The sequence below is a fragment of the Pseudoalteromonas sp. P80D2 genome, from assembly GCF_036680945.1.
Lineage (GTDB): Bacteria > Pseudomonadota > Gammaproteobacteria > Enterobacterales > Alteromonadaceae > Pseudoalteromonas > Pseudoalteromonas shioyasakiensis.
The window spans coordinates 285693-312084 of record NZ_JAZDAR010000047.1; the positions used below are offsets into that span (position 1 = coordinate 285693).

General features: G+C 41.7%; 20 protein-coding genes, 1 tRNA gene and 1 pseudogene. 16 read left to right on the plus strand and 6 right to left on the minus strand.

What is annotated here, in order from left to right; all coding sequences use genetic code 11:
• Positions 1-29 precede the first annotated feature (29 nt).
• Entirely contained in the window at positions 30-1127 is a 1098-nt protein-coding gene (gene aroC, locus VRK28_RS13315) for a chorismate synthase (protein WP_058586334.1), read from the plus strand.
• Between the two features lie 59 nt (positions 1128-1186).
• Here aroC and VRK28_RS13320 read toward each other — a convergent pair whose 3' ends face one another.
• A complete protein-coding gene (locus VRK28_RS13320) occupies positions 1187-2026 on the minus strand; it encodes a LysR family transcriptional regulator (protein WP_332394030.1) in 840 nt (279 codons plus the stop codon).
• 101 nt (positions 2027-2127) lie between these two features.
• Between VRK28_RS13320 and VRK28_RS13325 the strand changes: the two genes are divergently transcribed.
• The 9 genes and pseudogenes from VRK28_RS13325 (at position 2128) to VRK28_RS13365 (ending at position 14374) form a co-directional block, all read left to right on the plus strand.
• Positions 2128-2778, plus strand: a complete 651-nt coding sequence (locus VRK28_RS13325; protein WP_062566844.1) for a glutathione S-transferase family protein — start codon at positions 2128-2130, stop codon at positions 2776-2778.
• 175 nt (positions 2779-2953) lie between these two features.
• Positions 2954-4117, plus strand: coding sequence for a GGDEF domain-containing protein (locus VRK28_RS13330; protein ID WP_062566845.1), 1164 nt, complete (start codon positions 2954-2956; stop codon positions 4115-4117).
• A gap of 944 nt (positions 4118-5061) precedes the next feature.
• A pseudogene (locus VRK28_RS13335) lies at positions 5062-6654 on the plus strand (HD-GYP domain-containing protein); the annotation flags it as partial.
• Positions 6655-6776: 122 nt separating this feature from the next.
• Complete coding sequence (locus VRK28_RS13340; RefSeq protein WP_062566847.1) at positions 6777-9953, plus strand: HD domain-containing phosphohydrolase; 3177 nt, start codon at positions 6777-6779, stop codon at positions 9951-9953.
• A gap of 90 nt (positions 9954-10043) precedes the next feature.
• A complete protein-coding gene (locus VRK28_RS13345; protein WP_058586361.1) occupies positions 10044-10613 on the plus strand; it encodes an elongation factor P hydroxylase in 570 nt (189 codons plus the stop codon).
• The gene (locus tag VRK28_RS13350) at positions 10603-11745 is read left to right on the plus strand and encodes an ATP-NAD kinase family protein (RefSeq protein WP_055198023.1); all 1143 of its coding nucleotides are present in this window, start codon (positions 10603-10605) and stop codon (positions 11743-11745) included. Before VRK28_RS13345 ends, VRK28_RS13350 begins: the two co-directional genes overlap by 11 nt.
• Before the next feature lie 2 nt (positions 11746-11747).
• The gene (locus tag VRK28_RS13355) at positions 11748-12026 is read left to right on the plus strand and encodes a YfcL family protein (RefSeq protein ID WP_054553188.1); all 279 of its coding nucleotides are present in this window, start codon (positions 11748-11750) and stop codon (positions 12024-12026) included.
• A 148-nt stretch (positions 12027-12174) separates the two neighbouring features.
• The gene (locus VRK28_RS13360; RefSeq protein WP_054562105.1) at positions 12175-13734 is read left to right on the plus strand and encodes an AbgT family transporter; all 1560 of its coding nucleotides are present in this window, start codon (positions 12175-12177) and stop codon (positions 13732-13734) included.
• An 82-nt stretch (positions 13735-13816) separates the two neighbouring features.
• Positions 13817-14374, plus strand: a complete 558-nt coding sequence (locus VRK28_RS13365; RefSeq protein ID WP_062566848.1) for a hypothetical protein — start codon at positions 13817-13819, stop codon at positions 14372-14374.
• 138 nt (positions 14375-14512) lie between these two features.
• Here the strand turns inward: VRK28_RS13365 and VRK28_RS13370 are convergent, their stop codons facing one another.
• The 3 genes from VRK28_RS13370 to VRK28_RS13380 form a co-directional block, all read right to left on the minus strand.
• Positions 14513-16318, minus strand: a complete 1806-nt coding sequence (locus tag VRK28_RS13370; protein WP_054562104.1) for a DEAD/DEAH box helicase — start codon at positions 16316-16318, stop codon at positions 14513-14515.
• 147 nt (positions 16319-16465) lie between these two features.
• Positions 16466-16729: a GrxA family glutaredoxin gene (locus VRK28_RS13375; RefSeq protein WP_054553185.1), complete on the minus strand. Its 264-nt coding sequence runs from the start codon at positions 16727-16729 to the stop codon at positions 16466-16468.
• Between the two features lie 111 nt (positions 16730-16840).
• Positions 16841-17299: a TlpA family protein disulfide reductase gene (locus VRK28_RS13380; protein ID WP_244269418.1), complete on the minus strand. Its 459-nt coding sequence runs from the start codon at positions 17297-17299 to the stop codon at positions 16841-16843.
• A gap of 329 nt (positions 17300-17628) precedes the next feature.
• Here VRK28_RS13380 and VRK28_RS13385 point away from each other — a divergent pair, with 329 nt between their 5' ends.
• Entirely contained in the window at positions 17629-18075 is a 447-nt protein-coding gene (locus tag VRK28_RS13385; RefSeq protein WP_054562102.1) for an Hsp20 family protein, read from the plus strand.
• A 63-nt stretch (positions 18076-18138) separates the two neighbouring features.
• Here the strand turns inward: VRK28_RS13385 and VRK28_RS13390 are convergent, their stop codons facing one another.
• Positions 18139-19689: a cryptochrome/photolyase family protein gene (locus VRK28_RS13390; protein ID WP_332394031.1), complete on the minus strand. Its 1551-nt coding sequence runs from the start codon at positions 19687-19689 to the stop codon at positions 18139-18141.
• A 128-nt stretch (positions 19690-19817) separates the two neighbouring features.
• Between VRK28_RS13390 and VRK28_RS13395 the strand changes: the two genes are divergently transcribed.
• Complete coding sequence (locus tag VRK28_RS13395) at positions 19818-20591, plus strand: hypothetical protein (RefSeq protein ID WP_332394032.1); 774 nt, start codon at positions 19818-19820, stop codon at positions 20589-20591.
• Here the strand turns inward: VRK28_RS13395 and VRK28_RS13400 are convergent.
• On the minus strand, positions 20586-21047 hold the full coding sequence (locus VRK28_RS13400; RefSeq protein WP_055021725.1) for a globin: 462 nt from the start codon (positions 21045-21047) through the stop codon (positions 20586-20588). The two genes, VRK28_RS13395 and VRK28_RS13400, sit on opposite strands and share 6 nt — an antisense overlap.
• Positions 21048-21290: 243 nt before the next feature.
• On the opposite strand from VRK28_RS13400, the gene VRK28_RS13405 reads away from it, so the two are divergent.
• The 4 genes from VRK28_RS13405 (at position 21291) to infB (ending at position 26333) form a co-directional block, all read left to right on the plus strand.
• Positions 21291-21367, plus strand: a tRNA-Met gene (locus VRK28_RS13405).
• A 289-nt stretch (positions 21368-21656) separates the two neighbouring features.
• Positions 21657-22112, plus strand: coding sequence for a ribosome maturation factor RimP (gene rimP / locus VRK28_RS13410; RefSeq protein ID WP_054562099.1), 456 nt, complete (start codon positions 21657-21659; stop codon positions 22110-22112).
• A 38-nt stretch (positions 22113-22150) separates the two neighbouring features.
• Entirely contained in the window at positions 22151-23650 is a 1500-nt protein-coding gene (nusA, locus tag VRK28_RS13415; RefSeq protein ID WP_054553176.1) for a transcription termination factor NusA, read from the plus strand.
• A gap of 25 nt (positions 23651-23675) precedes the next feature.
• Complete coding sequence (gene infB, locus VRK28_RS13420) at positions 23676-26333, plus strand: translation initiation factor IF-2 (RefSeq protein WP_054562097.1); 2658 nt, start codon at positions 23676-23678, stop codon at positions 26331-26333.
• Positions 26334-26392 lie beyond the last annotated feature (59 nt).

The following is a 26392-nucleotide window of genomic DNA, read 5'->3' on the forward strand; positions in this document are numbered from 1 at the left end:
TCAGTAGTCATTAGGAATGAGGAAAATTAATGGCAGGTAATAGCATCGGGCAACTATTTAAAGTGTCCACCTTTGGTGAGAGCCACGGCGTTGCATTAGGCGGCGTTGTTGATGGCACACCAGCAGGTCTTGAAATTAGCGAGGCCGATTTACAAATTGATTTAGACCGCCGTAAGCCGGGGCAAAGTCGTTATACAACACAGCGTCGCGAAAGTGACGAAGTAAAAATTCTTTCTGGTGTTTTCGAAGGTAAAACCACAGGTACTAGTATTGGTTTACTGATTGAAAACACCGATCAACGTTCAAAAGATTACGGCAAAATTGCCGATGTATTTCGCCCAGGTCATGGTGATTATACCTATTGGCATAAGTACGGTATTCGTGATTACCGAGGTGGTGGTCGCTCTTCTGCCCGTGAAACGGCGATTCGTGTAGCGGCGGGTGCAATTGCAAAAAAATACCTAAAACAGTTTCATGGTATCGAAGTGCGTGCTTGTTTGAGCCAACTTGGGCCAATTAAAGCAGAAGACTACAACTGGGATGAAGTGGAAAACAATGCATTTTTCTTCCCGGATCCGAGTAAATTAGATGCGCTTGATGAATATATGCGCGACCTAAAAAAACAAGGTGATTCGGTAGGCGCAAAAGTTAAAGTGGTTGCTAAAAATGTGCCTGTTGGTCTCGGTGAGCCAGTATTTGATCGCCTAGATGCAGAGCTTGCACACTCATTAATGAGTATTAATGCAGTAAAAGGCGTTGAGATTGGTGATGGATTTGATGTGGTTGAGCAAAAGGGCTCTGAACACCGTGATGAGTTAACTCCTGATGGTTTTACATCAAATCACGCAGGTGGTGTACTTGCAGGTATCTCGACAGGGCAAGACATCATTGCCTCTATCGCACTTAAGCCAACTTCAAGCATTACCATACCGGGTAACAGCATTAATACCAGCAACGAAGCGGTAGAGATGATCACCAAAGGACGTCATGACCCATGTGTGGGCATTCGTGCAATACCTATTGCTGAGGCGATGATGGCGATTACCTTAATGGATCACTTATTGCGCCAACGTGGTCAAAACCCACATGTAAGCCACGAACATGGACCAATCAAAGGTTCGATTTAAGCGCGACTTTAAATAAAGTAAACGCAGTTAATGAGCGCGATGATTATGATCGCGCTTTTTTATGTCTTAATCAAATCCACAAGCTGCTTAAGCTGCTCATGACTTAGTGGGTTGTGGGCATGATTACCGTAAAGCAGCACGATATCAATGACAGGCAATACCGGAAGTGAGCTATCGCAGATCTCTTCCACACCCGATTGCATGCTTATTCGTGCCATACTGCCAATTGCCAGTCCTAGTTTAATCAAGCCATGTAACGCTCCCGCTGAGCCACAACAGGCAATAATATTAAAACGACGCTCGGCTTTTAATAAACCCTCAATACTGGCTTGGTGAAACTTACAGTCTCGTTGAAACAAGGCGATAGGAAGTGGGGTTGAATCGTTAATCTCAAAAGCAGGGCTTTTCACCCACACGCCTTGGCTTGATTGCAATAAGTAGCCTTCTTCGCTGTCTGGCGAGCGAGTGGCAATCACCAAATCGAGCATACCTTTGTCTAGTTTGGCTCTAAGCTCAGTACTAGGGGCGCAGCTTATTTGTAAATCCAGTGCATTAAACTGTTGGTGTAAAGCATCAACAAGCTCTGGTAGTAAAGAGTGGGCATAGTCGTCAGGGCAGCCAATGCGCACACGTAAATTGCCAGTGCCTGCTTTTAATTGCTTAAAGGCTTCATCATGAAGCGCTATCAATTGCTTTGCATAGCTTGCTAGCTGGTGGCCTTGATGGGTTAGCACCAGTTGACGACCTTGCTTTTCAAATAGCGGACTTGCAAGGTCTTGTTCAAGCTTTTTCATTTGCATACTTACCGCCGATTGGGTTCTGCAAATTTGTGCTGCAGCGCGGGTGAAACTGCCTGTATCAACAAAGGCACAAAAAGTTCTAAGGGCATCAATATCCATAATGTATCAGCTTTTCTTATAGGTAGCATAAAAACAATTGGCGAGTAATTACCCAATTGCTGTTTTATAGTGAGCTTAATCTAAACGTTAAAGGAAGCACAATGCAATTATTTATTGGCAATAAAAATTACTCAACGTGGTCATTGCGGGCCTGGTATTTACTGAGTAAATTCAATATCTCTTTTAAAGAGCTGCAGTTAGTTTTGGATACGCCTGAATTTTATGAAGCATTAAAAAGTAAGTTTCCAGTGCAAAAAGTGCCGGCTCTTATTGATGCTGAGTTAACCGTGTGGGATTCACTCGCTATTTGTGAATACATCAATGATGCTTATCTAAATGGTGCTGCTTGGCCTAGTGAAATAGCTCAAAGAGCAAGAGCGCGCAGTCTAGCGGCTGAGATGCACTCTGGTTTTGCTGCACTTCGTAATGAAATGCCAATGAATATCCGCGCCAAAAGGCATGTTGAATTATCAGAGCAAGCTAAAAAAGACATTGCACGTATCGATGAGATTTTTTCTGCTCAGCAGCAAAGCTACCCTAATGCATGGTTATTTGGCGAGTTCTCTATTGTTGATGCGATGTTTGCACCTGTGGTGCTGCGCTTCAAAACGTATCAGGTGGAGCTTTCGCATGCTGCGCAAGCTTATTGCCAGCAGGTACTTGCTTGCCCGGTAATGCAAAGTTGGATCAACGAAGCCCTTAAAGAAACAGATATCGTAGATTGTGATGAAGCGGGTGAAGAAATCAGCTAACTGAAATTTAGAGTATTTTCCTACTTAATCTATTGTTTACTATACTTTCATTTGGGGTTTTTTGTCGTATTTTTATACAAAAATACTAGTTTAATTAGTGAGCATACACTCTATACTAGAGTAGTTGCTCTTTAATCTAACACCCCTCACTTCCTTTCGTAGTAGGCATTTATTTATGGGCGCTTTTGCAGCAAAATTATTAAACGAAGATATGTCGATTGAGCGCTATGCTTGCCAATTTAAATCGTTACAGGTTGAGCAAGCATTTTTGCAAAGTAAATTTGCTCAAGATAAAAAAATAGCTCAGTTTCTTACCTGTTTGATTGCAGTTGTTACTTTTTTGGTGACATTCTTTGACAAGATGATCATTCAAGCGAGCTTTTGGCCCGATATTGCCCTGATCGGTAGAGCCGTTACTATATCAGTTTGTTTACTAAGCGCTTTTGGTCTAGGTTTTATAAAAACTCCAGGGCAGTTAAAACCCGTGATTGTCGTGTTTATGGTGTTTTTATTTTTGAATATCCAGTTCATGGTTGTCACCTATGAGCGAAATTATATTTTGCACATGTTTTTTGATGTGATCATATTGATCACCTTTTACTTTTCAACATTGTTATCTTTGAAGTTATCTTTGTTTTTAGGTGTTGCTTACAGTGTGTTCGCTGTGATTGTTATTTACTCCTATAAAGATATATCTATTCACTCATTTTATGTGGTGATCTTAGCGCATGTTGCGGCCAACTTAGCAGGCATGATCATGGCTGCTCATGAGCATATTATCCGTAGGGAGCTGTTTGTAAGGAATACTCAGCTTGCGCAACTCGCTCACGAAATGAAAACCCAAGCACTCAAAGACTCACTCACTCAACTGCCTAACCGCCGCGCTTTTGATAATGCTTTCCCAGAGTACCAAAGGCTCACTCAGCAGCAACAAGGTGAGTTAAAACAGGTCTGTGTTATTTTGGCTGATATTGATTATTTTAAACGTGTGAATGATACCCACGGCCACGAGGTGGGGGATGCTGTATTACAACGTTTTTCTGCTTTTTTAACTCACTCACTACGTACCTCTGATGATGTGTATCGCTTTGGCGGAGAGGAGTTTGTAATTGTACTACCACTATGCTCTGTGCCAGATGCAACGGTTATTATTAATAGTATGATCTCAAGGTTGAATAGTGAAATGTGCGAAGTTGGTGAGTTATCTTTACCAATTCGCGCAAGTTTTGGTTTAACTGTGATGAGAGAAGAGGAGCAAAAATCAGTTATCTCAAGAGCTGATGCTGCACTTTATCAGGCTAAAGATGCAGGACGTAATCAATTAGTTATTAAACTTTAATTGCTTAATTATGCGTTAAAACATGTACCTTATAGTCATTTCGGTATAATCTTTAATCATATTATTTTCTTATATTAGCAAGCAAGGAGTCGCGAATGCTAACACGCCACGATAAAGGGTATAAAATTTCAATTAGAGCCAGTGTCTTGCTGGTATTTGCCCTTGCAAGTTTACTCACAGGCGTGGTGGCGATTAGTTTGCATTATTACTTTAGTGAAAAGCTGATACTGCAAACTAAATCAGAACAATTTAAACAAACTAGCCAGCAAATAGCCGATCACATCACCCGAATCAACCATCGTGCCGATAATACCTTGAGCGTGATGATCCACGACACGCGATTATTTTCGAATAGCCAAGATAATAAAGAGATTTTACAGCATGTATTGCTCGAAATTTTAACGCGCCATCCAGACTTTTATTCGCTTATTCTTGGTCATGCTAATGGCGACTTATTACAGGTTATTAATTTAAAAGGCTATGCCAAGCTTCCTTCATCGTTTCAACTTGATGAAGACGATCATTGGCTGGTGTATCAAATTACAGGGCAGGGCAGCGATCGTAAGCAAGTAACCACGTATTTAGACGAGTCGCTCAACGTTCGTAAAAGAGACACGCAAGCGACAGATTACGACCCGCGCACCCGTGTTTGGTTTCAGGATGCAACCAGTACTTCGGTGACGAAAACTGAGCAGTATGTGTTTAACGTATTTGATGTACCAGGTTATACCTATGCAATTAAATCAGCGCAAACAGGCGATGTATTAGCGATTGATATTGCCAGTGCAAGTTTGAATCATTTTTTAACCGCGCAACAAACTAAAATGAAGCACTTGGTTGAAAGTGAAATGTATGTTTATCGGGGTAATGGCGAAATTATTGCGAGCAGTAAAAACCAAAGCCATCAGCATAGTTTTGCTGACTTATCTCAGTTGGTTAAATTAGATGAGCAGCAATCTGGGCTTGCTAATAAAGCGCATCAATTTGGTAAAATGCTAAGCGTCCATGAAAAGGGCATAGAAAAGTACATGTTTGTGCTGCCTCTGCCGCTCAGTAGCGATATGCAATCTGATGAAGTGGATTATTTCACTGTACTGGTATCTAAAGATGACGTGTTAGCGGTAATTAAAGAAAAAATACGCATTTCAATTTTAGTGACGGGCTTATTTTTACTTTTGCTGCTGCCCGTTTCTTGGTTTTTTGCCTCTTCAATCGTTAACCCAATACTTAAACTAGTGGGTGAGAACAAAAAAATTCAACAGCGCGATTACAATGAGGTATCAACGCTTTCGAGCCATATTTTAGAAATTCATTATTTAGCTAGTTCGATGGTCGATATGAGTCGCTCCATTGAGCAACATGAAAATTCACAAAAAGCGTTGATGGAGTCCTTTGTTGAGCTTATTGCGCAAGCCATTGATGATAAATCTCCCTATACGGCAGGGCATTGTGAGCGGGTGCCAGAGCTGGGTATTTGGCTTGCAGATGCCGCATCAGGTTCAACAGATGAGGCGTTTTCTAAGTTCAGCTTTAAAACCCCTGATGAGCGACGCGAGTTTCGTTTAGCAGCGTGGTTGCACGATTGCGGTAAAATCACCACACCAGAGCATATTGTTGATAAAGGCACTAAGCTCGAAACCATTTATAACCGTATTCATGAAGTACGCACCCGATTTGAAGTGCTGCTGCGTGATGCAAAAATTGCTTACTATGAACAACTATTAGCGCACCCAGAGCAGCAATCTGTGCTTAAGCAAAAGCTTGAGCAACAAACTGAAAAGTTACACGCAGACTTTAGATTTATTGCTGCCTGTAATGTTGGTGGTGAGTTTATGGATGAAGCGCAGCTGTCTCGTTTACATGAGGTTGCTAGCATTAAGTGGCAGCGCCATTTTGACGCAAGTTTAGGTTTATCACCCCTTGAAGAAATGCGTATGGTTGATTTGAAGAGTCAGCATTTACCTGTCGAAGAGTCACTGCTAAGCGATAAGCCAAGTGATTTAATTCCACACGAAAAAGCCGTTGAGTACCCAGATAGTTTGGGCATTAATATGGTCATTCCTGAGTATAAATATAACCTTGGCGAATTGTATAACTTGTCGGTGGCGCGGGGCACGTTAACAGCGGAAGACCGATTTAAGATCAATGAGCATGTGATCAGCACAATTCGTATGCTTGGTAGTGTGCCATTCCCTAAAGAATTAGCGAAAGTTCCGCGTTATGCATCAACCCACCATGAAACCTTAAAAGGCACCGGTTATCCACGAAAATTAACCGCTGAGCAGTTATCAATACCTGAACGTGTGTTAGTACTTGCTGACATCTTCGAAGCATTAACCGCGGCAGATAGACCTTATAAAAAAGCGAAACCTTTAAGTGTTGCTGTTGATATTTTAGCGAAAATGGTCGATGACGATCACATTGACCGTGACGTATTTGAGCTCTTTTTAACTTCAGGCATATACCTAAAATATGCAAAACAGTTTTTACATGAGTCGCAAATCGATTCGGTCGATATTCAAAAATATCTAAGATAATTATTTGCTTATGCTTTAGGCTAATATTGCAGTGTTTTTGTTTGTAATACAAAGTTATTGGTGTATAAAGATTATACAAGCTAATATTATTTACGAACAAAGCATTGCAAGGAGATGCATAAGTGCTGGTATCTGCTTTTCAAAAACTTAAACAAAAAATTCGTTTTTCGATTCGTCTTACCGTTGTTGCGGTGTTCGTATTAGCCACCTCATTAACAGCCCTGATTGCAATTAGCCTGCAATATTATTTCAGTGAAAAAATGGCTTTAGAAGCCAGTGTTAAAAACTTTAATTTAGCCACCGGCTCCGTTGCTGATTACCTTACTGGGGTGAATGAAAAGTCAGAAAACACATTAAGTGTAATGGTACAAAACAGTAGCCTTATCAGTGCCGACAGCGAAGATAAAAGTGAACTGAGAGATGTCATGAGCGAAATCATGCAGCTCAATCCATTGTTTTATGCCTTATATGTCGGCTATGAAAATGGTGACTTTTATGAATTAATTAATTTAGAAAGTAGTGAAATTGTTCGCCAGCAGTTGCAAGCCATCGAAGCGGATCGTTGGGTAGTGATCCATATTAGCGGTGAAGGTGCAGAGCGTGTTCAGCACACTCATTACTTTGATCAGCAATTTAATTTGCGTATCTCTCAAACAAAGAGTACCAGCTATGATCCGCGAGAGCGTTTGTGGTTTAAGCAAGCAAACTCGACCCGAGTCAATAAAACCAAGCCGTATTTTTTCACCCACCTACAAGCTCCCGGGCAAACCTATTCGATAAAGTCGGCAAGAGAAAACAGTGTATTGGCGTTAGACGTGAGCTTATCGAGCATCTCTGAGTATTTAAGTAAACAGCAAAGTAAAATGAGCAGTCAGTATTTAAGCGAGCTGTACATATACAATAAAGAAGGTGAAATTGTTGCCTCTAACCAACAAAAAAATAGCTTACTATTACCAAGGCTTGAAAAACTGCCTCTGACTGAAGAGCAGCAAAGTGTATTGGCAAAGTATCCTTATTTAAGCGTATCAAACGAGACAAACTGGCCACCAATGGATTTTAGTGTGGGCGGAAACCCGAAAGGCTATAGCATTGATTATATTAATGGTTTGGCTGAGTTACTGGGAATCAAGGTGACCTTTATCAACGGTTTTACTTGGTCGGAGTTTTTAACGCAATTTGCAAAAAATGAAATAGACATTATTCAGCCTATTTTTAAAACGCCTGCCAATGAGCCGCTTGGTCTTATGAGCCAAACTATGGCGACCTTACCGTTCAGTATCATTACAGCAAAAGGCACCACACCAGTTGTTACCATGAAGCAGTTAGCGGGCAAACAGTTGGCAATAGGCGAAGGCTGGTCGGTCATTAAAGTGATCAAAGAGCACTTTCCCGACATCGACATTGTTGAGCTACCAAGTACAAAAGCGGTGCTTGATGCAGTAAGCCAAGGACGCGTCTATGCTGGTTTAGATAACGAGGCGGTGTTCAAATACACTCAAAAGCAGTTTTTTATCGATGGTATTCAGTACAATCAGCTTGATAGTTATAGCCACGAGCTACTACCCGATACCCTGCATTTATTGTTTCATCCAGAGGATGCAGCGCTTAAAGACTTAATCGATATGGCAATCACTCAGTTGCCAAATTCGTACATTGCTGCACTCGAGCGAAAATGGTTAGGGAGCGACCCCAGTCAGCAAACACAAGTTATTGGCACTGTGCCATATCCTGAGTTTCTAACTTTAATTACAGATGAAACAAACTTTGCCCATTTACGTTTGATGACCCTAAATGGCATTGAAAAGTATGTGTATATTACTCCGCTTTCAGAAGGGGGCATTAATAGCGATTACTTAGCGATAGTAGTGCCGAAAGAGGGGGTACTAAGCTCTACCCGTGAGAAAATTAAGCTCTCTATTTTTATCACTGCCGCATGCTTAATTATGGTATTGCCGGTGTCGTGGTTTTTTGCCTCACCCATTGTTGCACCTATTAAGACCTTAGAGGGTGAAAACTTAAAGATAAAGCGCCGTCAGTTTGACCAAGTTTCAACGTTAAAAAGCAGTATTAAAGAAATCAATAATCTGGCCAGCTCTATGGTGCAAATGAGTCAATCTATTCAGCAGCATGAGCAAAAGCAAAAAGCCTTAATGGAGTCATTTATTGAGCTTATTGCGCAGGCCATCGATGATAAATCGCCCTATACAGCAGGGCACTGCGAACGAGTACCAGAACTGGGCATTATGTTGGCCAAAGCGGCTTCAAGTTCCAATGAACACGCTTTTAAAGAGTTTGCCTTTAAAAATAAAGACGAGTTAAGAGAGTTTAGCCTCGCGGCTTGGCTACATGACTGCGGTAAAATCACCACCCCAGAGCATATCGTCGACAAAGGCACTAAGTTAGAAACCATTTATAACCGTATTCATGAAGTGCGTACACGTTTTGAAGTACTGTGGCGAGATGCAGAAATCGCTTATTTAAAAGCATTGCAAAGTTCACCAGAAAAGCAACCTGAGCTTGAAGCTGAGCTTGCCAAACGCCAAGCACAATTACGCAGTGATTTTTCGTTTATCGCAGCGTGCAATGTGGGGGGCGAATTTATGGATGAAGCAAGTCTTAAGCGTTTAGAGGCGCTAAGTAACATAACGTGGCAGCGACATTTTAACGATAAGGTAGGCCTTTCTCCAGTTGAAGAGCTGCGAGTTCACAGCAGCGATGAGCAGCTGCCTGTTACTGAAAAGCTACTTTCAGATAAGCCTGAACATCTGATCACCCATGATAAACCTATTGAGTATGACGAGCGCTTAGGCATTAAAGTAAGCATTCCTGAATACAAGTATAATCTAGGTGAGCTGTATAACTTGCAAATTCAGCGCGGTACGTTAACAAATGAAGATCGCTTTAAAATTAATGAGCATATTATCAGCACTATTCGAATGCTCGATAATGTGCCGTTCCCTGAAGAGTTAGCACGGGTGCCACGTTATGCCTCGACCCATCACGAAACACTCAAAGGCACGGGGTATCCGCGTAAGTTATCTGCAGATGATTTATCGATACCTGAGCGTGTGCTGGTGCTGGCTGATATCTTCGAGGCATTAACCGCTGCCGATAGACCTTATAAAAAAGCCAAGCCACTCAGTGTTGCCATTGATATTTTAGCCAAGATGGTAGCCGATCAGCATGTTGATGAAGATGTGTTCAAATTGTTCTTAACATCAGGTATTTACCTTGAATATGCAAAACGCTATTTAAACCCAGAACAAATCGATGATGTTGATATCGCAAAATACCTGTAACTGAGGGCGGTTGCTTTTACTTTAGAGTGAAAAGTCCGTACAATTCGCCTCGTTTTTAGTGACGCTTTTAACGAGATGAATTCAAGCCGTATGCATCAGATTGCTGACTTAATCGCTATTTTTGAAAGCACTTTTTATCAAAGCCATAACACGCGTTTGATCAAAGGTGATGATGAACCTATTTACCTGCCTGCTGATGAGCAAACGCCTTATCACCAAATTGTGTTTGCCCACGGTTTTTATGCCAGTGCTTTGCACGAAATTGCCCATTGGCTGGTGGCTGGTGAGGCACGTCGGTTAAAAGAAGATTATGGCTATTGGTATTGCCCAGATGGTCGTGATAAGCACCAGCAAGCTGAATTTGAAGCAGTTGAAGTAAAGCCCCAAGCTATTGAATGGGCGCTCAGTACTGCAGCAGGTTTTGATTTTAATGTATCGGTTGATAATTTAAATGGCGAGCAAACCTGTCGATTCGATTTTCAAGCGCGAGTTCACCAGCAAGTGTTGAGCTTTTTAGCATCTGGCTTTAATCAGCGCACAACAGCACTTCTTAAAGCATTGAGTGATTTCTATAAAACCCCATGGCCACTAACGGCTGCTCAGTTTACGTGGCAGCGCGATTTTCATGGCAACCCAGGAGCTTTATCTGATGCAGTTTAAATTAGGTTTGATTGTAAATCCGGTTGCCGGCTTAGGTGGCAGTGTCGCACTAAAGGGCAGTGATGGCGCAGATACCGCAGCAAAAGCAATGCAACTTGGTGCTGAGCCAAAAGCAAACTTACGCACTCGAGCGGCACTTGAAGTGCTGCTTGCCCATCAAGATGACTTAATCATTTACACTGTAAACGGTGAAATGGGCGAGCAAACGGCAAAGCAACTAGGCTTTCAAAGCCAAGTTATTTACCAAACAAACGATATCACCACCCCAGATGACACAGAGCAGGCTGCCAAGCTATTAGTTGAGCAAGGTGTCGACCTTATTTTATTTGCGGGTGGCGATGGTACTGCCCGCAATATTTGCCATGCGGTTGGCGATAGCACTCCTGTATTAGGTATTCCTGCAGGCTGCAAAATTCATTCTGGGGTTTATGCTATTACCCCCAAAGCAGCTGGACGTGTTGTTGAGATGCTTGTTAAAGGTGAACTTGTCAGCCTTGGTGATGCAGATGTGATGGATATCGACGAAGAAGCATTTCGCGAAGGCACGGTAAAAGCTAAGCGCTATGGTGAAATGCAAGTGCCTAGTGAAGTACGTTATGTACAGGCAGTTAAAAATGGCGGTAAAGAAACCGATGAGTTAGTGCTTGCCGATATAGCTGCCTATGTTGTTAGTGAAATGGATGAAGACTGCTTATATGTGATGGGCAGTGGTTCTACAGTCGCGGCAATTATGGAAGAAATGGGTCTTGAAAATACCTTGCTGGGTGTAGACTTAGTGGCAGACCAAGAGCTTATCGCGCAGGATTTAACTGCTCAGCAATTACTTGAACTCACACAAGGTAAAGAAACCAAATTGGTGATCACCTTAATTGGTGGCCAAGGCCATATCTTCGGCAGAGGTAATCAGCAATTAAGCCCTGCACTTATTCGTGCTATTGGCCGTGATAACATTATTGTTGTAGCCACTAAAACTAAATTACAGGCCTTGAATGGCCGACCACTGATTGCCGATACGGGTGACAGTGAGTTAGACGATGAATTAAGTGGTTATATTCGCGTAACCACAGGTTTCAATGACCATATTATGTATGCAGTGGGTCATCAAGATGGGCTGCACCCAGAGGAGAAGTAACAATGAGTTTAGTAAGTTATATTGATGCAGCGCAGCAATATTTTGATGATTTAGTCGATAAAGCAACTGACGACGAGCTATTTGCTGGTGGCTATTTACGCGGTCACTTTGACTTAGCTGTAGGCTATGCACAAGTAGAAGAATTAAACTTATCGATTGATGAGTTAAACAATCAAGTTGAATCTAGCCTAGTTAAAGCTTACCGCAACGGTGAGCTAAACGAAGAAGATAAAGAGCTTGTTGTGCGTCTATGGGATGAAGTGAAAGCTCTTGCAGCCTAATCTAATTAAATAAAACTCTGTAAAGCGACCTGTGTCGCTTTTTTTACATTATCAATTTACCTTTATCAGGTAATTCCATTAACTTAAAATTTACCTTAGTAGTTAGATACGTTAAGGTTAACGAGATATTTTTCCAGGGAATTTGAAAATGAATAACAATAATGATGTGCAGGCACCAAGTGGTGCAATCGCACGTTTTCTAAATACCATAGAAAGGGTAGGTAACAAGCTACCTGATCCGGCGATTATATTCTTAGTCGCAATGCTACTTATTTGGTTTTTATCTTGGCTTTTCTCGGGCACTACATTTGATGCAATCGACCCGCGCACCGGCGAAGCCATCGTTGTAAATAACCTATTAGCAGGGGACTCCCTTGCCACCTTCTTATCTTCAATGGTGAAAACCTTCACTGGCTTTGCACCGCTTGGTGTAGTGCTGGTTGCTATGTTAGGTGTTGGTGTTGCTGAGCATTCTGGCTTTATCAATACCGGCCTTAAATTAATGTTAAAAGTAACGCCTAAGCAGCTTTTAACACCGTCTATTATTTTAGTGGCGATTGTCAGCCATACCGCAACTGATGCCGGTTATGTACTAGTTATCCCTCTTGCTGGGGTTATTTTCTATGCGATGGGGCGTCATCCGCTTGCTGGTATTGCAGCTGCGTTTGCTGGGGTTAGTGGTGGCTTTAGCGCAAACTTTATTCCGTCAGGGATTGACCCGTTACTGCAAAGCTTTACCCAAAGTGCGGCGCAAATTATTAACCCAGATATGGCGATTAACCCGCTTAATAACTGGTTTTTCACCTCAGCTTCGAGCTTATTTATTATCTTATTAGGCTGGTATATTACAGATAAAATCATCGAGCCGCGTTTACAGAACACGCCACTTGATGGAGATACCGAAGACCTACCTGCCTTTGATGAAGCACGCAGTGATGAGAAACGTGCGTTCTATATTGCAAGCACAGTGATGATTGCTGGCCTTGCTTTACTTTGGTTTGTTTCGGCCCCAGCAGACTCCGCGATGCGAAGCAGTGATGGCTCGTTAACTAATTTCCGCTCACCGTTAATGCAATCAATTGTGCCACTTATCTTCCTATTGTTTTGGATCCCTGGTGCCGTCTACGGTTTTGCCGTGGGTACCTTCAAAAGCTCTAAAGATATGATAGATGCAATGAGCAAAGCGATGAGCGGTATGGCTTACTATATTGTTATGGCGTTCTTCTGTGCGTTATTTATTGCTGCATTTAGTAAATCAAACCTAGGTGCATTACTTGCAATTGAAGGTGCACAACTATTAAAAGCAATGGCTCTGCCAAGCTCAGTCACAGTAGTAGGCATTATCTTCTTAACGGCGTTCGTGAACCTATTTGTTGGCTCAAGCTCAGCAAAATGGGCGCTATTAGGGCCAATCTTTGTTCCAATGCTGATGCAACTGGGTATTTCACCTGATTTGACGCAAGCTGCGTACCGTGTAGGTGACTCAAGCTCGAATATCATCACGCCGCTGATGCCATACTTCCCACTGGTTGTTGTGTACTGCCAAAAGTATGTAAAAGGAACCGGTATCGGCACTTTAATCGCGATGATGTTACCGTATTCAATCGCCTTCTTAATCGGTTGGAGTATCTTCTTACTCGCGTACTGGGGCTTAGGTATCCCTCTTGGCTTACAATCAAGCTATGCATACCCTGCCATCGGCTCATAACGATTAGAGTAACAAAGCCTCAGCCATCCAGCGTGAGGCTTTTTTGATTTGCGATTACTTAGTCTTTATTTAAGGAAAATAGTTGAAACTTAACAAACTTAACATAGGTACTGAATCATTATCTCAAATTGATTTCCGACCATACATGATTGAATGTGCTTATGATTATTATATGGTAGCTAAAACCGCATCACATCAGAGAATGGGGCTGCAAAGTGTGTTATCGGTTTTATCAATCGAAATACTTTTTAAGAGTTTTAATGCTCTTGCAGTAGATAACATAGGTCAACCAAATGAAACCTATATCTTTGATAGGAATAGCTTACCTAAAAAGTCTGATCCACATGATTTAATTACTCTATACCATTCATTACCTGATGATATTGCAAAGTTTTTAGTCAGTGAAAATGAGCTTGAAATACTTCACAAATATAGATCTTCTTTTAAATCAAGCCGATATACTTACGAGCCTAGTGCTAATAAATCACATAGAGACGACATAATTAAGTTAACAGCAAAATTGTTATGTTATGTAGTGCTTTTATACAAACAGCAGGGATGTAAAGATAGTTTTATTCAATATTTTGATGTTGAAGAACTTTATTTTAAAGATGTTCAAAAGTTTCTAGGAGTTTATTAACTTAAAGCTGATAGCTGATAGCTGATAGCTGATAGCTGATAGCTGATAGCTGATAGCTGATAGCTGACGGCTTTACTTTAGACACAAAAAAACCTTGTCACTCTCATGACAAGGTTTTTTTATTGCTTACAGCTACAATTAGTTCGCAGTGAAGCTCACTGGACGACGCTCTTTACGAGGGCCACCACGTTTTTCGCCACGGTCTTTGAAGTTACGCTTCTTATCGCCACGATCACCACTTGGGCGCTCAGAGCGAGGAGCCGCAGGACCTTGGTCTTGCGTTAGCGTCATATTCATAGGACGTTTACAGATAAATACCTTTTGGAAGTGATCAAGCACATCTTTTGGCATGTTCTGTGGTAACTGTACCGTACTGTGATTGTCATGTAAGCGAATATCACCAATGAACTTGCTTGAGATATCAGCTTCGTTAGCAATCGCACCAACGATATTTTTAACTTGTACACCGTGCTCACGACCTACTTCGATACGGTAAGTATCCATAGGACCCATGTTACGGCTGTTGCGCTCACGCGGCTCACGAGGTTTACGCTCGCGTCCTTGGCGGTCGCCACGATCACCACGTTCATTGCGACGACGCTCATTGCGTTCGCCACGTGGTTGAACTTTAACTTCTTCAACCTTGATTGGTGATTGTTGCTGCGCTAAACAAAGTAATGCACCTGCTAAATCTTCAGTACTTAGCTCAAGTTTCTCTGCCATGTTAGCAGCAACTTGATTAAAGAAAGTGATGTCTTTGTTTTCAAGAGCAATTGTAAGCTTGTCTTGAAGCGCTTTAATACGCTTTTCTTCAACAACTTTAGCTGTTGGTAAATCAACTTGTGCGATATCAGATTTCGTATGACGAATGATATTTTTAAGTAAATAACGCTCGTTATGTTTTACGAAAAGAATCGCTTTACCTTGACGACCCGCACGACCAGTACGGCCAATACGGTGAACGTAGGCTTCTGAATCTTGTGGAATATCGTAGTTAATTACTAAGCTTAAACGGTCTACATCAAGACCACGTGCAGCAACGTCTGTTGCAATAACGATATCAACTAGGCCGTTTTTCAAACGATCTACTGTACGTTCACGTGCTTGTTGGTTCATGTCACCATTAAGTGGTGCCGCAGAGAAACCTTCGCGCTCAAGTAATTCAGCTAACTGTACCGTGTCGTTACGTGTACGTACGAAAACAATTGCACCATCGTATTGTTCTGCTTCTAAGAAGCGAACGATTGCTTTGTTTTTGTGTACGTGTGCATTCCAAAATACTTGCTCAACCGTTGATACAGTTGAGTTACGCGCAGAAATATGAACTTGCTCAGGCTCATTCATGTACTTGCTGCTGATATTTTGAATTTGCTTAGGCATGGTCGCCGAGAAAAGACATGTTTGCTTTTCACGTGGCGTTTTCTCCATGATGCTTTCTACATCATCAATGAAGCCCATGCGTAACATTTCGTCTGCTTCATCAAGAACAAGGGCTTGTAAGCTCTCAAACTTGATTGTGCCACGGTTAATGTGGTCAATTAAGCGACCTGGCGTTGCAACAATGATTTGCGCGCCACGACGAAGTGCACTTAGTTGGATGCTATAGCTTTGGCCACCATAAAGGGCTAAAACTTCAACACCACGAGTATGCTTAGCATATTGTTCGAATGCCTCAGCTACTTGGATCGCAAGTTCACGCGTAGGCGTTAAAACAAGGATCTGTGGCTGCTTCACAGACGGGTCAATATTATTTAGTAACGGCAGTGCAAATGCTGCTGTTTTACCTGTACCCGTTTGCGCTAGTCCCAGTACGTCCTTTCTTTCTAGCAATAACGGTATACATTGAGCTTGGATTTCAGATGGAGTCTTGTAACCCAACTCTTCAACTGCTTTAAGGATTGCAGGAGAAAGATTTAGAGATTCAAACGTGACTGGTTCTGACATTAATACGCCTCAACGAATTTAAAGAGGCGCGCATTGTATAGGAAATACAATGCAATTGCTTGTATAAATTACAACTAATTTGTATGTGGTTGATGTTGGTCATAATTTAATCAGTTTAAAATTACCAAAATCAACCACGTTTACAATTTATTGATATAACCCTAAATTTTCTTTAGCGTATGCTTCGAATTCAGTGAAGCCACCAATGTGGGCTTGGTCAATAAAAATCTGTGGTACGGTTGGGCAAGGTTTGCCTGCAGACTGTTCTAAATCTGCTTTGCTGATGCCTTCTTTAATGATGTCGATATAACGGTATTTAAAATCGTCACGCTCATTTGCTAGTTTTTCAGCAACGTCTTTTGCACGAACACAGTATGGGCAGCCTTCACGGCCAAAAATTACAGTTAACATATCGCTCTCCTCGATGGTTTATCTGGTTATCATCTTAACGGATTAAACGAATAAAAACAGCGCATAAAATCGATTGCACTGTTCTGTTTTTTCTCACTAAAAGCGATTGAGCTAATCAAGTGTGCGCATCCTGAGGCCAAGTTCTGTTGTGTAACCCATAGAATGAGCAGTAATTGCCAACTGCTCATCAATAACATAATAAGTTGGGTAGGCACTGATTTTATAATCTTGGCCTGTACTTTTACTGCCAAGTAACACCGGCATTGTTAATTCGAGTGAATCAGTAAACTGTTTAACTTCAGCAATATTTTGGTAATCGAGGGCAATTGCTATGGCATTTAACTTACCTTGCTGATGAGCCTTTTCTAAATTTGGCATACTGTAACGACAAATTGAGCACCAAGGCGCAAAGAAATACACCACTGTTTGCTTTCCTTGTAATTGTGCAATGGTCATCCGCTCAGCCGGGTTTTTTAGCGTGGCTAAATTAAAATAGGGGGCAGGAGTTTTATCAGTTGAGAGTAAATTACGTTGCTGAAATGCGGTTACGGCATACACAACGACTGCCATTAACACGACATTTTTTAGCACACTGATAAATTTTTTTAAAAAAGTTGGATTTTTTTTCATTGTTATTTTGTACGTTGTTAGCCCTTTAAAATCAACTAATTCAGACCAGTTTGAGGGGGTTAAAATTTCAATTTATTTAAAAAAATTACAATTTTTTTTGCTAAAAATCTTGAAAAGATTTTACCCGCCCATAAATAGTTTAGTGAGGACGCCTGATGGGTCCCAAACAAACTAAAGTAATTGAAATATATAGTATTAATTTAACTTTGTTAGCACTGGTTCAATAGAAGAGTACTAACAAAATATCGCTTAAATATGAGGATATAATTATGCGTACAGTAGACTTATCACCACTTTATCGTTCATTCATCGGTTTCGATCATTTAGCATCATTAATGGATGCGGCAGCTCGCACAGACAAGCAGCCAAGTTTTCCTCCGTACAACATCGAAGCACTCGATAAAGACAAATATCGTATCACTATGGCTGTAGCAGGTTTTAGTGACAGTGAATTGACCATCGAGTCAGAAAACAACACATTGAAAGTCAGCGGTACTAAAGCTGATAAACAAGATAATGCTGAACGTAAGTTCATTCACCAAGGCATTGCAGAGCGTAACTTTGAGCGTAAGTTCCAATTAGGTGACCACGTTAAAGTGCTTGGTGCAGACCTTGAAAATGGCTTACTAAGTATCGATTTAGAGCGTGAAATTCCAGAAGCTTTAAAACCACGTAAAATCGAAATTGGTAATGGTAAATTACTCGAAAACAAGTAATACCCAACAGCATTGTTTCCCCTAGTTAGTTTTGCCGCCTCATTTGAGGCGGCTTTTTTATTGTTAAAGCTTTTCTAAATTATCCAAGCACCAGTTAGCCCGTTTGAGAGTGGCTTGCTGTACAGATTCATCCTGTTTATACCAGTTTTTATAAATCATACCGATACGTGGGTTTTGTGAAAGCTGCTGTTCGTGCTCTAACATAAAATGCCAATATAGGCTGTTGAATGGGCAAGCATCCTCAGTGGCTTTTTCTTTAATGTTGTAGCTACAATGTTTGCAGTAATCACTCATTTTGTTGATGTAATTTCCACTGGCTGCATAGGGCTTAGTGGCAATTAAGCCACCGTCAGCAAATTGGCTCATACCCCGAGTGTTGGGCATTTCTACCCATTCTATGGCGTCGATATAAATACCTAAATACCATTCATCTACTTCACTTGGCTCAATAGCGGTTAATAAGCAAAAGTTACCCGTGATCATCAAACGTTGTATGTGGTGTGCATAAGCTGTCTGCAGGCTTTGTGTAATGGCATGGTGCATGCAATTCATGTTTGTTTTGCCATGCCAAAAATAGTCGGGTAGGGTGCGCTTTGCATTTAAGGCATTTTTGCTGGCGTAATCAGGCATATTTTGCCAATAAATACCACGTACATACTCGCGCCAACCGAGAATTTGCCTGATAAAACCTTCAACTTGCGCAATATCAATAGGTTGCTTATCAAAGCTAGTTAACACTTGCTCGATGACCTGCATCGGGTGCAGCATTTTAGTATTAAGGGCAAACGATAAACGGCTGTGATACAAAGACCATTGGTACTGGGACTGGCATGTCATAGCATCCTGAAACTGACCAAAATGAACCAGTAAATGGTCGCAAAAAAAATCGAGTAACTGCTTTGCTTCAGCGCGTGTGGTTGGCCAAATTAACGTATCGCTGCACTCACCAAAGGTGTTTACTTTGTGCATTTCTACTCGTTTAAGGATGTGGCTAACATCGTGACCGAAACATAAAGGTTCTGGGATTTCTTTAAGATCGTTCGGTTTTAACTTGTTTCTATTTTGCTGATCAAAATTCCATTTGCCGCCACGAGGTTGATTATCATCGTCCATTAAAATATTAAAACGTTTGCGCATAGCACGATAAAAAAACTCCATTTTTACCGGCTTATTTGGCTTAAAGTGCTGGCCAATATCATTAAAAGGTAGTAGAAAGTGTTCCGAATCAACTGCATTGACATTAAATTCGCTCTGCTGTGAAAAGTCTGCAAGTTGCTTTTTAAGGCGGTATTCGTCTGGATATTGGTACTCAATATTCTGGCATTGATAATGCTTAGCTAACCGGGTCAGTAGCTCTGGTAGTGAGTCATCATCTTGTGTGTCATCGAGTGTCAGATGCAGGCAGTTTAAATTCGCTTTTGTCAGTGCATTAGCAAAGTTTTCCATTGCAGCAAAGAAGGCGACCACTTTTTGCAGGTGGTGCTTTACGTAGTTGGTTTCTTGTTTTAATTCGGCGATGACATACAGCGTGTCTGGTTGTGATTTTTCTTTAAACCAGCTGTGGCTTGCATTAAGTTGATCGCCAAAAATAAATCTTAAGGTGGTGTATTGCACTTCTAATAGCCTTTACCGCAAGTAATCTAGGTAATTACGAAGCAATCACTAAGATAGATCGATCAATATAGTCTATAAAAGGTACATTAGTGGCATTTTTAATGGGTCATTACTAAGGAAGGATCGAAATGAAAATTAACTTACATTTACTGTTTATAAGCCTGTTAGTTTGTCCTTTGGCCCACAGCACTGTTTATCACTGTGAGAAAAACGGTGTTGCTGAATTTAGCCAACAGCCCTGTGGCAAAGATGCAAAGTTGATTACCATTAAAGAACAAAATCCACACCTTTCGGGCGCGTCAGATAATGCTGCACAAGCATCAGCAGGTAAAGATACCGCAGAGGTCGACCGTTATATCCGCTTAAAGCAAATTGATGCGCAAATAGCAGAACATAACAATAAAATTGATACATTTAAGCTCAAAATGGACAGGGAGATAGTGGCTTTATCTGAGCAATCAGATGCTCAGCTACGTAACTTGGTGGGGGCTAAAAAACAAGCTGCAATCGCTAAGCAAATGACCGCGGTATCTGAGCGTTACGGCGTGCTAATCGACAGTGAGCAGCGCAGTATTGATAGACTCACGGCTGAAAAATACTCGTTAACTTCATCTGCAAATACGGTTGCTAATAATGAGGTTGCTAGTTTTATTCGCTCAAAACAAATTATGCGTAAAATTTCAGAGCATGAAAATAAAATAGATACTTATCAAAGTGAGTTAAACATGCAAATGTCAGAGCTTGAGCAACAAATAAGTAGCCGCCCTCGTAATTTAGCTGATGCGAATAGCGATAACGCACTAGCTGACAAAATGACAGCTTTAACGAGTCGTTTTAATACCTTAATCGCCATTGAACAAAAACAAATAGATAGGCTCAACAGCGAATTGACCAAACTATGAGCTTAAGCGTGCTGGGCAATAGGCGCTAAACGACACCACATTTGAATAAGCAAACAAGTAACTTTTTACGATGTTGGCAAATATTCTCGTAGCTTGCAGCCAAGCTTGATGTAATTGCGCACTAATGTGGTGAATATACGATTTGCGCGTATCAATAAAGGCATCGCAAAGGGTATCGATATCCTCAAATGACACATTTAAAAAGCTGAGGTTATTCGCTAAATAATGAATAAACGGCGTGACTTGCTGTAAGTCATCGAGGTGGCTTACTACTTTGTTGAGCGCACAGTAAAGAATATAGCTGCGCTTAGTTATGCTTTCTTGCTCAGGCACTGTCATGGTTAATTGACGAGTACTAAGACTGCGATGATATGCGCTTGTAAACTGATGGAAATCCGGTTTTAGCAATTCAATATCTTGTAGTAACAGTCTTTTTTGAAATGAAGATAGACTCATAGTAAATCGCTTAATAGCCAAGGCTATAGGTTGTTCTTATTATATGACTAAATATAGACGAGAATTTTCAGTTATGGGAAATTTTATGACAAGGTTGTCATAAAATTTTTAGGCAAAAAATAGTCTAACTAATTCATGTAGGAAGGTTGCTAATTGAGCGCTACATGCTTATAATAGCCGCCATTGAATTGAGGTGTTTAACACTCGATTAAATGATATTAAGTTACTTTTAATATCTATTGGCGCGGGATGGAGCAGCCTGGTAGCTCGTCGGGCTCATAACCCGAAGGTCGTCGGTTCAAATCCGGCTCCCGCAACCAAATACATGCTAAGGCATTGTAAGTGTACTTAGTATGCACAGTAATTTTTACTGTATGAAGTCGCGCATTCTGGTAATGCGCGTTTTGCGTTTAGGCTATCTAGTTTAATTTAGTCAGGTGACTGACTCGCAACCAAGCTTGGCCCTAGGCCACACAGTTTTATGCTTTAGGTGTGACGCCCCGCTTGGTTCGGGGCGTTGTTGTATCTGCTTGGCGGTGATTTTAAATCATTATTAAACTCAGTATTTCAGGGCTATATGCCCTTTTTTTGTTTGTATGGAGGATTTTCGTGACAAAACTTGAGCAAGATTTAGTAGCCATGCTCTCACCGGCCGTTGAAATGTTAGGCTTTGAGTTACATGGTCTTGAGTTTGTGCAAGCTGGTCGCCACTCTACATTACGTGTTTATATCGATCACGATGCAGGGATTACGGTTGACAATTGTGCCGACGTTAGTCGTCAAGTTAGCGCAATTTTAGACGTCGAAGACCCAATTACAAATGAATATGATTTGGAAGTTTCGTCTCCTGGTGTTGATCGTCCATTATTCAAACAAGATCACTACGAGAAGGCGCAAGGAGAAGAAGTACGCGTGCGTACAAAGCTTCCGCAAGATGGTCGTCGTAACTTTAAAGGCGATTTAGTATCAGTTAGCAGTGATATGATCACACTTTCAGCAGATGGCGCTGAGCATATGATTATGCTTAGTAACATTGAACGTGCGAACATCATCGCAAAGTTTTAATTCGAGTGCGAAGGAATAGGGCAAGCGAGGCATAACCCATGGCAAAAGAAATATTATTGGTTGCTGAAGCCGTCTCCAATGAGAAAGCGGTTCCAAAAGAAAAGATTTTTGAAGCGTTAGAGTTCGCATTAGCGACTGCAACAAAGAAAAAACACGATGGCGAAATTGAAGTTCGCGTATCAATCGACCGTAAAACAGGTGATTACGACACATTCCGTCGTTGGAAGATTGCTGAAGTTCTTGAAGATGGTTCTTTAGAAAACCCTTACAGCGAAATCACACTTGAAGCGGCTCAGGTTGAAGACGAAAGCCTACAATTAGGTGATTACGTTGAAGAACAAATTGAGTCAATCAAGTTTGACCGTATTACAACACAAATGGCTAAGCAAGTTATCGTACAAAAAGTACGTGAAGCTGAGCGTGCATTAGTGGTTGAAGAATACAAAGATCAACAAGGCGAATTAGTAACAGGTGTTGTTAAAAAAGCAACCCGTGATGCAATCGTACTTGACCTTGGTAACAATGCTGAAGCGGTTATCTACCGTGATGATATGTTACCGCGTGAAAACTTCCGTCCAGGTGACCGTATCCGTGGTCTTCTTTACGAAGTCAAGCCAGAAGCACGTGGCGCGCAGTTATTTGTAACGCGTTCTAAGCCAGAAATGCTAATGGAACTTTTCCGCATTGAGGTGCCAGAGATTGGCGAAGAGATGATTGAACTACGTGCAGCTGCACGTGATCCAGGTTCTCGTGCAAAAATCGCGGTAAAATCTAACGACAAACGTATCGACCCAGTAGGTGCGTGTGTTGGTATGCGTGGTGCACGTGTACAAGCAGTTTCAACAGAGCTTGGTGGTGAGCGTGTTGATATCGTTCTTTACGATGACAACCCAGCGCAATTCGTTATCAATGCAATGGCGCCAGCAGAAGTTGCGTCAATCGTAATGGACGAAGATACACATTCAATGGATATCGCTGTTGAAGCCGATAACCTAGCACAAGCAATCGGTCGTAATGGTCAAAACGTTCGTCTTGCTAGCCAGTTAACTGGTTGGGAATTAAACGTAATGACAGTTGATGACATGCGTGCGAAGAACGAAGCTGAATCAGATAAGCTAATCAACTTATTCACTGAATACCTAGATATTGATGATGAGTTTGCAACATTACTTATCAACGAAGGTTTCTCAACACTTGAAGAAGTGGCTTACGTACCGGCATCAGAATTCTTAGAAATCGACGGTTTAGATGAAGAAACAGTTGATATCTTACGTTCACGTGCAAAAGACGCATTAACAACGAAAGCGCTTAAAACTGAAGAAAGCCTAGAAGGTGCAGAACCTGCAGAAGACCTACTAGCGCTTGAAGGCTTAGAGCGTCACCTTGCATTTGTTATGGCAAGTAAAGGTGTAGTAACACTTGAAGACTTAGCTGAGCAAGGCATTGATGAGTTAGTAGACATCACTGAACTTTCAGAAGAAGAAGCTGGCAAGCTAATTATGGCTGCGCGTAACATTTGTTGGTTCGCAGACGAGTAATTTATTAACGGAGGTATTACACACTATGGCAGAAGTAAATGTTGAAAAACTAGCCGGAGATATTGGTACAACTGTTGATAAATTACTACAGCAGCTTGAACAAGCCGGTATTTCTAAAAAAGCAGGTGATATGGTAACTGAGTCTGAAAAGTCGACGTTATTAGATCACTTGAGCAAGCAGCACGGCGGCACGGGCTCAGAAGGCCCAGCTCGCATGACTTTGCAACGTAAAAGCAAAAGTACGCTAAGCGTAACTGGCTCTACAGGTAAAGCGAAGTCTGTGCAAGTTGAAGTACGTAAAACACGTACTTACGTTAAGAAAAGCGCCATTGAGCAACAGCAAGAAGAAGAGCGTTTAGCTGCAGAAGAAGCTGCACGTAAAGCAGCAGAGCTTAAAGCCCAGCAAGAAGCTGAGGAGCTTAAAGCGAAACAAGAGGCAGAGCGCAAAGCGAAAGAAGAAGCTGAGCGTAAAGCCAAAGAAGAGGCTAAACGTAAAGCTGAAGCTGAGCGTAAAGCGAAACAGAAGCAGATGACCCCAGAGCAAAGTGCTAAGTCTGAACAAGATCGCGCCGAAGCTGAGCGTCTGCAAAAAGAAGCAGAAGAGGCCGCATTGAGAAAAGCTGAAGAAGAAGCGAAACGTCAAGCAGAAGAGGCAAGAAAGCTAGCTGAAGAAAATGAAGCTCGCTGGAAAAAGGAAGAAGAAGAGCGTAAGCAGCGTGAAGAAAACGCTGATCACCACCTTACGACTTCAACTTACGCACGTGAAGCAGAAGATGAATCTGATGCACGTGAAGAGAATAGCGCTCGTCGTAAGAAAAAGAAAAAAGGACCTCAAAAAGATAAACAGGCTGCCGGTCCTAAAGGTAAGAAAGGCAAGCTTAAAGCACCAACGTCTTTACAACATGGTTTCCAAAAACCAACAGCTGACGTGAAAAACGAAGTTCGTATCAGTGAAACAATCACTGTTGCTGAGCTTGCATCACGCATGGCAGTTAAAGGTGCTGAAGTTGTTAAAACGATGATGAAGATGGGTGACATGGTTACCATCAACCAAGTGATTGACCAAGAAACAGCGCAGCTTGTTGCTGAAGAAATGGGTCACAAGGTAATTATCGTTAAAGAAAACGAATTAGAAGAGAAAGTTCTAAACGACCGTAGCGAAGAAGGTAAAGCGATTCCTCGTGCACCGGTTGTAACAGTAATGGGTCACGTTGACCACGGTAAAACGTCAACACTTGACTACATTCGTTCAGCAAAAGTTGCCTCTGGTGAGGCCGGTGGTATTACTCAGCACATTGGTGCATACCACGTTGAAACGAATGGCAACATGATTACTTTCTTAGATACTCCAGGCCACGCCGCGTTTACATCAATGCGTGCACGTGGTGCTAAAGCAACGGATATCGTAATCCTAGTAGTTGCTGCGGATGATGGTGTAATGCCACAGACTAAAGAAGCGGTTCAGCACGCGCGTGCTGCAGGCGTTCCTTTAATCATCGCAGTAAACAAAATGGATAAAGAAGGCATCGACCCAGATCGCGTTAAGAACGAGCTAGCACAATTAGACGTTATCCCAGAAGAGTGGGGTGGTGAAACACAGTTTGTACACATCTCTGCGAAAACTGGTTTAGGTATTGATGACCTACTTGAAGCGGTATTAATGCAAGCTGAGCTACTTGAGCTAACTGCGCCAGCTGAAGGTATGGCTGCAGGTGTTGTAATTGAATCGCGTCTAGATAAAGGTCGTGGTCCAGTTGCGTCAATCCTAGTTCAGTCTGGTACACTTAACCAAGGTGATATCGTACTTTGTGGTCTTGAATATGGCCGTGTACGTGCGATGAAAGATGAGAACGGTAAAGACATCAAGTCTGCGGGTCCATCTATCCCAGTTGAGATTTTAGGTCTGTCTGGTATCCCTGCTGCTGGTGATGAAGCAACAGTAGTTAAAGATGAGCGTAAAGCGCGTGAAGTAGCACTTTACCGTCAAGGTAAGTTCCGTGAAGTGAAGCTTGCTCGTCAACAAAAAGCGAAGCTTGAAAACATGTTTACGAACATGGCTGAAGGCGATGTATCAGAAGTTAACATCGTTCTTAAAGCTGACGTACAAGGTTCAATTGAAGCAATCGCTGATTCATTAACTAAGCTTTCTACTGATGAAGTTAAAGTGAAGATTGTTGGTTCAGGTGTAGGTGGTATCACTGAAACTGATGCAACTCTTGCAGCGGCGTCAAACGCAATCGTTGTTGGCTTTAACGTACGTGCTGATGCATCAGCTCGTAAAGTAATTGAGTCAGAAAACCTAGACTTACGTTACTACAGCGTAATCTACAGCCTGATTGAAGAAGTTAAACAAGCGATGTCAGGTATGCTTGCACCAGAATTCAAGCAAGAGATCATTGGTCTTGCTGAAGTTCGTGACGTGTTCAAGTCACCTAAGATTGGTGCAATCGCAGGTTGTATGGTTACTGAAGGTATCGTTAAGCGTAGCGCGCCTATCCGTGTACTTCGTGATAACGTGGTTATCTATGAAGGTGAACTTGAGTCACTACGTCGCTTTAAAGATGACGTTCAAGAAGTACGTAACGGTATGGAATGTGGTATCGGCGTTAAGAACTACAACGATGTTAAAGTTGGCGACCAAATCGAGGTATTCGAGACGGTTGAAGTACAACGTTCACTTTAATTTCGTTTAAGTTATTGCTTTAAATGGGGGCCTAGCCCCCATTTGTGTATTCGTAATTA